The organism is Pelovirga sp., from assembly GCF_059864205.1.
Window position 1 is genome coordinate 1 of the sequence record NZ_JCBCBS010000228.1, and the last position, 6534, is coordinate 6534.

General features: G+C 50.3%; 8 protein-coding genes. 1 reads left to right on the forward strand and 7 read right to left on the reverse strand.

Annotation, left to right across the window (positions count from 1 at the left end; genetic code table 11):
• Positions 1-300 precede the first annotated feature (300 nt).
• From greB to AC6F7T_RS14135, 6 genes are all read right to left on the reverse strand, one after another.
• Complete coding sequence (gene greB / locus AC6F7T_RS14110; RefSeq protein ID WP_500719885.1) at positions 301-798, reverse strand: transcription elongation factor GreB; 498 nt, start codon at positions 796-798, stop codon at positions 301-303.
• Between the two features lie 321 nt (positions 799-1119).
• Positions 1120-1374 carry a GSU3128 family (seleno)protein gene (locus AC6F7T_RS14115; protein ID WP_500719887.1) on the reverse strand — a complete coding sequence of 85 codons (255 nt, stop codon included), beginning with the start codon at positions 1372-1374 and terminating at the stop codon, positions 1120-1122.
• Between the two features lie 129 nt (positions 1375-1503).
• On the reverse strand, positions 1504-2046 hold the full coding sequence (locus AC6F7T_RS14120) for a c-type cytochrome (RefSeq protein WP_500719889.1): 543 nt from the start codon (positions 2044-2046) through the stop codon (positions 1504-1506).
• Between the two features lie 86 nt (positions 2047-2132).
• Positions 2133-3011 (reverse strand): AsmA family protein, encoded by an 879-nt coding sequence (locus tag AC6F7T_RS14125; RefSeq protein ID WP_500719890.1) that lies wholly within the window; start codon positions 3009-3011, stop codon positions 2133-2135.
• An 80-nt stretch (positions 3012-3091) separates the two neighbouring features.
• Entirely contained in the window at positions 3092-3286 is a 195-nt protein-coding gene (locus tag AC6F7T_RS14130) for a hypothetical protein (protein WP_500719892.1), read from the reverse strand.
• A gap of 77 nt (positions 3287-3363) precedes the next feature.
• Entirely contained in the window at positions 3364-5058 is a 1695-nt protein-coding gene (locus tag AC6F7T_RS14135; protein ID WP_500719893.1) for an NAD-binding protein, read from the reverse strand.
• Between the two features lie 314 nt (positions 5059-5372).
• On the opposite strand from AC6F7T_RS14135, the gene AC6F7T_RS14140 reads away from it, so the two are divergent.
• The gene (locus AC6F7T_RS14140) at positions 5373-5726 is read left to right on the forward strand and encodes a cupin domain-containing protein (RefSeq protein WP_500719894.1); all 354 of its coding nucleotides are present in this window, start codon (positions 5373-5375) and stop codon (positions 5724-5726) included.
• A 490-nt stretch (positions 5727-6216) separates the two neighbouring features.
• Here AC6F7T_RS14140 and AC6F7T_RS14145 read toward each other — a convergent pair.
• The coding region (locus tag AC6F7T_RS14145; protein ID WP_500719896.1) for a hypothetical protein at positions 6217-6534 on the reverse strand (318 nt) is incomplete at its 5' end.

The window sequence follows — 6534 nt, forward strand, 5'->3', positions numbered from 1 at the left end:
GTCAAGCTCTGCCTGGTTGACCATCTGCCGCCACTTGTCGGCCAAATAATTGCGCTGATAAAAAACCAGGCGGATTGCTGTCTTTTTTGTCTGTGTCATTTTAATGATCCTGCCATGAACCATCACTTTTCCTGATTAGCATCAATCTTCCGCTCTCCTCTGAAAAGTCGTCACTCCCGCGAAAGCGGAAGTCCAGAAATCTGAGCAGCCCCCCTGGATACCCGCCCTCACGGGTATGACGTGCATTGTCGTTAAACACAGCGGAAGATCAGTACTAATCAGATCACTTTTTGTCGAATATTAATCAAGCTGGCGATACTCCACCAGGATGATATCCAGCTCCTCACGACCACCCGGCGTCTGTACTGTCACTGCGTCCCCCTCGCGGGCACCTAGAAGCGCCTTGCCGATAGGCGAAAACCAGCTGATGCGGCCACGGGTAGCGTCGATCTCATCACCACCGACCAGCGCCAGAATCCGCCGCACGCCGGCGCCATTTTCTAGCGTGACGGTTGCTCCGAACAGAACGCGATCGCCGGCAACTGTTGCCTGTTGCAGCGGGTCGACGATAATCGCACTGTCAAGTTGACCGGTGATAAAGCGGATACGCCGATCAATTTCCCGCAGACGTTTTTTTCCGTAATGATAATCTGCGTTTTCCGAGCGATCACCATTGGAAGCAGCCCACGCCACGGTTTCGACCATCTGCGGTCGCTGCTGATACAACAGCTGCTTCAATTCCCCGCGCAATCGTTCAGCACAACCAGGGGTCATATAATTTTTACGTTGCTCGCTCATATGCCGATTTTCAATCAAAAACAGGGTCTTACCCCCTGCTGTTGTTTAGTGCGTTATTGCGTCGGTGGTTAAACAATCAATAGAACGTCATTCCCGCGCAAGCAAAAATCCAGTGTATTGTTAACATCTAAGCGCATGGATCTCTGACAAAAACACTTGAGGATGACAGACGATTTATCCGCCGCGCCAATAACCTGAAGAAATACAGAAGTCAGAATGCAGAATGAATTGTCGATAAGACGATAGCCTGGATTGTCTTCGGCATACTGTATTTTAAATTCCGTATTCCAATAGCCCGCTGCTTTCGGCGGACCAGGTTATTTATTTCAGATCCAGATCCTCAAACATCGATTTGGCAAAGTTTTTGGCCCGGCCACCCGGCGCCATCATGCCGTAGGCCATACTCTCAAGCAGTTCATCCTCAGTAGCCCCATGCTCCTTCGCGACCGCGAAGTGTTTTTTCAGTCAGTCAGGACATTGCACCGCAATAGCACAAGCCACGCGGATCAATTCACGGGTTTTGATATCAAGAACTTCCGGATAGTCAAAATCAAAAAACTTCTTGCGGATATTCATCGTCTAGCTCCCTGATTCACTTGCCTCACCTACGGCGATACGGCTACGGACAGATCAAAAAAACCAAAGCTCATCCGATGATGACAGATGAGCTTTGGTGCTAAGCAACGCATAAATGCTTTTGTTCGCTTACTTACTCTTCTCGACCATATATTCAACTACAGCGCGAAGTTGGTCATCAGTTAAGTTGCGATTGCCTCCTCGTGCCGGCATCCGCCCAACCCCATTGATGCTGTTTTCTACCAGCACATCGATATCCGCGCGGTAGCGGGCATGGCCAATTTTCGGCGCACCCATCATGCCGGAATCATGGCAACTGCGACAGTTTTGCTGATAGATAGAACTGCCTTGATCGAAGGTAGCGGCAGAAGGAACCAGAGCGGCTAGACGATCACTGCCCTGCTGAACCAGTTTCTCAGCACCAACCTCTAATTCTTGCGCTTTGGCAGCAACGGTCTCTGATGTTTTTTCAACGTACTTCCCTGCCTCATCTTTGAGCTCCTGGCCTTTTTCGACAACCTGCTGAGCAGTCTCTGTCGCCCGTTGCACTGCTTCTTCAGCAGGTTTTACTGCTGGTGCCGGCGCTGAGGGTTGCGGTGCCGGGTCAGTTGAATCACTGCTACAAGCAACCATAAAGACAGCGACAAAAACCAGACATAATACCTGTTTCATTTCCATTCTCCTTGTGTTGGGCAAGACATAGCCGTTGCTGGCACTCTGTATTGCGACGGGAAAAACAACCATCTTGCGACTGCCTCTTAATTTCCTCCCAGGCGACCGCCGAGCCCTCTGAGCAGATCGCTCGCTTTTTCTTCAATCAACTGCTTTTCCGCTTCGAGCACATCAATCGGCAATTTTTTTTCGAGTTCGCCAGCCAACCTGTCCACTTCCTGTCGTGCCCGGTCAATCACCCCTGACTGCAAAGATTGCAGATCACTGAGTTCACCAGAGAGTAGCCGCGCCAGAGCAGGTGACAGTTGGCCTGAACTCTTTTGCGCAGTTTCCAGAATCACCTGCACCACCTGCTCAATCAGTTCCGCCATGGTTAGTCCACCCTGCGCGTCACCGAGATTGCGCAATTCAATTTTTGGCAACACCAGGTTGACCGAGGTGCTCTGACCGAAGGCGTCAAGGTTGGCGTTAACCTGCACATCGTCAAGGGAAAAGTGGGAAACAATGAATTTCTTGCCGTCCTCCTTCGGCATTGATGCCGGCGCATCGGCAGTCTTGCGCCCTTCCCCAGCCAGGGTGCGAGCTCGCTCCAACAGCGGGTTGACATTATTTTTGTTCCCCTTTTGCTCGAGATTGACACGGATGCCGCTGATTGCTAGTTGCGGAATCGTCACGGTGTCACTGAGCAGAGAATGAAGGGACACCGCCATATTGGCGTGACCCAGTTCAAGAAACTGGCGCGCCGAAAACCCAGGTGGATTGGCAATCGTTAGTTGGCTCATGGTCGCTTCTCCCCCCATCAAGGAAATATCGACATTGCCAACCCGGGTGGCAACGCCAAGGGCCGCTTCACCGCCCTTCTCGATTCCTTTTTGTACCAGGGTGCCACTGTAAAAAATGACCACTGCCCCGGCAACCAGCACCAGCACCAACAGCAACCCGATTAACTTGACCACCAACTTCATATCTTCCTCCAGATGGAATGACCATCCAGGCGCACCCCTCCCAAGATTATTTACATAAAAAACGACAAGTGCGCCGCCCCTTAAACGCGCGAGAACGAACTGGGATTACAGAGATTTTTGGCGTAGCGGGCCACCGCATTACAATTAAGGCAAGTGTGTCCAGGGTCGGACATCAGGGCGTTGGCATCATCATGCCGCCCTTCACGACGCAACTGGCAGATATGCATCCAGTGCGAACTGGGATCTTTACATTCATGCTGATCTACCCCTGTCATACAACCTCCGTTAAAAATGAATTTATCGCTCAATTGTAACACCAATCCTGATAAAAACGCAGAAAAGACAAAAAATATCAGGGGCCATTTCTGAATTTACGACCAAAGTTTTCTTCATCCTCGGGGCTGCCGATCAATATCAGTCCCATTCCTTCTGTCAATATGGTTTCCGGTGGCGGCGAAACAATCGGATCAGTTGAATCGGGCAACTCCAGGGCAACAATCGAGCAACCGGTTTTGGGGCGAATCAGGGATTCGGCAATACTCAAACCCGCCAGCGCCGGCGGCAAGGGTGCGCGAAAGACGTCGATCCCTTCGGTCAGGAAGATGGTTTCCTTCCCCTCGAGAACATTATTGAGAATATTGGCGCCAACCGAGGCATTGGAAATAACAAAATCGGCCCCGGCCGCATACAACTGATCGACATTTTCCTCCTGATTGGAGCGCGCAACAATACGCATATGGGGGCGCTGACGGCGACTGGCCAGGGTCAGGAAAATATTGGTGTCATCGTCATTGGTGGTCACAATCAACCCTTTGGCATCTTTAATGCCTGATTCCAGCAACAAATGACGATTGGTCGCATCACCGATAACAGTTATATGATCCATACAATCCAGGTTATTAGTGCGATCGATGATCACAAAGGGGATGGAGCGTCGCTCCAGAAACCTGGCGGCATTGCAACCGATACGGCCATGGCCGAGAACCATCACCAGGTCGGTCTGATCCTTGTCACCAGCGATTTCTTCGAGAGCATGCAGTTGCTCACGGGTGCCGGCAAACACCATTAAAGCAAGGGGATTGAGGACACTGCCCGCTTCGGGGACGGTAAAGGTCCCGCGCTCCCACAACCCGATAACCGCCAGACCGGTCAGCTGGCGGATTCTTGCTTCCGCCAGGGTCTGGCCAACAAAGGGGGTTGATTTAACCGGCATTTCGGCAATCAATAGCTTACCGAAAGCATCAAGGATATGCGCCGTCGCCCCCAGGGTAGTAGCACGCGAGGCAAGGTAGCTTCCCAGAATGCGCTTGAGCGGAATTACCCGGTTGGCACCGGCTGAACGCAGCAACTCACTACGCTCAGGCTCGTCAATCATGGTTGCGATCGGCGTCTCGCAAAAGGAGCGAATCGTCAGGCAGATATTGGTATTGAGCGGGTCACTCAGATTGGCAACAACATGGCGCGCTTTGGCAACCTGAATGTTTTTTAAAAATGTCACGTTGGTCGGGCTGCCCACCACCACATGCAGACCCTCCTCTTCAAGCAGGATCGCCTCATCCTGGTTCGCTGTCACGATCACATAAGGGGTATGGTGGGCAATCAACTTGCGGGTCAGGGCGCGGGTAATGCTGTCATAACCAAAAATGATCACATGCCCGTTGTAATCAGCGTTCAACTGTGATTTCGGGCGATAACGCAGACGCTGTTCAATCCACGGCGCGAGAAACAGACTGACCATGCCGAAAGGCAACAGAATCAGCATGAAAATGACGCCGGAAAATGTCACCAGAGCAGAAAAAATGTGACCGGCATCGGTACTGAAAACATAGTCACCATAGCCCAGCGTACTCATGGTGACGATCGTCCAATAAATGCCGGTAAAAAACGAATAGTGACGACCCTCAAGATACTCCATCAGCACCGTAAAGAGCGCGGCGTAGGTCATCACCATCAAAAACAGAAAAAAGCAATAAAGAACAAGTAGTTTAAGGTTTTTTCGCGCCTGACCACGCAGAAAAAAAGCAAACTCGCTGGCATATATTTTCATAGCAATCCGATCGACACAGAAGGCGCAAACAGCGACACCCCTGCAGGCAGGAGAATAAAATAGATTTGTAGCGAATTTTCACCGGCAAGGCAAGTTTCGGATAAGATATCGGATGAGTGTGGCAGATAGAGCACCAGGGAGGCACTAAGGGGATCGGTACCGCTGATCATCATCTCAAGATGCGCGGGCACCCAGTCAGAAAATGACGATAGAAGTCCATTATTGATCCGAATCAAGGTTTTTCAAGAGACAATGCGCTAGTTTGGATAACAGAAAAAACACCATCAACCCCTTATCAGCCACAGGAGATCCCCATGACAACCCATGAAATGATCAAAAATGTAGCAAAAAGCGTAATCCACACTACCAACGACCTGATTGAATATGCCGAGCAGAAGGTTGTCAGTCGCACCCTGGCACAGAATGACTACCTCACCCTGACCTTGTTCGCCTTCGCCGCCGGCGAAGGGATCAGCAGTCACGCCTCGACCGGAGATGCCATGATTCAGATCCTTGATGGCGAAGCGCAAATCACCATCGGCAGCGAAAAGTATAACGTCGGCAGTGGCCAGATGATCATCATGCCGGCAAATATCCCCCACGCGGTTGATGCGCTAAAACCCTTCAAGATGCTGCTGACCGTAGTTAAGCCGCCGTCCCAAAGTTGAACAGCAAGAGCAAATCGTTGATGCACAAATGATGCACAGGACCTAAATCAAGGAATTTCAGGACAATAATAAAAAAGGGAAACCGGCTCTTAACTAGCTGATTTCCCTTTTTTTATCATGGTGCCGGGACGAGAATCGAATTATAATCCTAAGCACCTAGATTTGTTATACTTTAAAAATTATCAATTATTTTGCATCCCTAAAACTATCCCTATGCGCTTCTTTGAACCGTTTTCTTTATATCAAATACCGCACAGGATTTCTCGGAGCTTACATTGAAGAAGGGTTTCATGGAGAGCTATTCGCTACCGCTCACCCATTAAGTGAAAAATGTCATGACTTAAATTAAATCGGTAAATCAGTAGCGCGGCACAACTACACTATGCAGCAAAATAAATGGGTTCATAGATAAATGCAACAGTGAAAGGAGTTAGAGAGCATCCTGACCAGCGACGAGATGACGAATCTGACGCTATAATGATCGTCAGGTTTAATCAACGCCATAGCCCCTACCCCTTGCTACCTGCACGAGATCCACTCTCCGACCCTGCACCTTCTTGATGAGATTGGCCAGGGCGTCTTCGGAGGATCCAGCGTCGTCGTTAATCCCGAAGGCTTCACGCTCCAACATGATCAATGTCCTGTAGGCGTTGACCAGGTCAGCTGTACCTTTGATCCGTTGCGGCAGCGATACAACTTTATTGACTGCCTGCGCCAGCATCTTAGCATCGTCCTTCGCCAAGGCTTGCTGCAATGTCTCGAACAACTCTTTGCCGTCGGTCATGGCTTCGATCTCAGCAAACAGCTT

Bases quoted from the DNA above. Each gene is read 5' to 3' on its own strand.
- greB (WP_500719885.1), bottom strand. From the start codon at position 798: ATGAGCGAGCAACGTAAAAATTATATGACCCCTGGTTGTGCTGAACGA.
- AC6F7T_RS14120 (WP_500719889.1), bottom strand. From the start codon at position 2,046: ATGAAACAGGTATTATGTCTGGTTTTTGTCGCTGTCTTTATGGTTGCT.
- AC6F7T_RS14125 (WP_500719890.1), bottom strand. From the start codon at position 3,011: ATGAAGTTGGTGGTCAAGTTAATCGGGTTGCTGTTGGTGCTGGTGCTG.
- AC6F7T_RS14130 (WP_500719892.1), bottom strand. From the start codon at position 3,286: ATGACAGGGGTAGATCAGCATGAATGTAAAGATCCCAGTTCGCACTGG.
- AC6F7T_RS14135 (WP_500719893.1), bottom strand. From the start codon at position 5,058: ATGAAAATATATGCCAGCGAGTTTGCTTTTTTTCTGCGTGGTCAGGCG.
- AC6F7T_RS14140 (WP_500719894.1), top strand. From the start codon at position 5,373: ATGACAACCCATGAAATGATCAAAAATGTAGCAAAAAGCGTAATCCAC.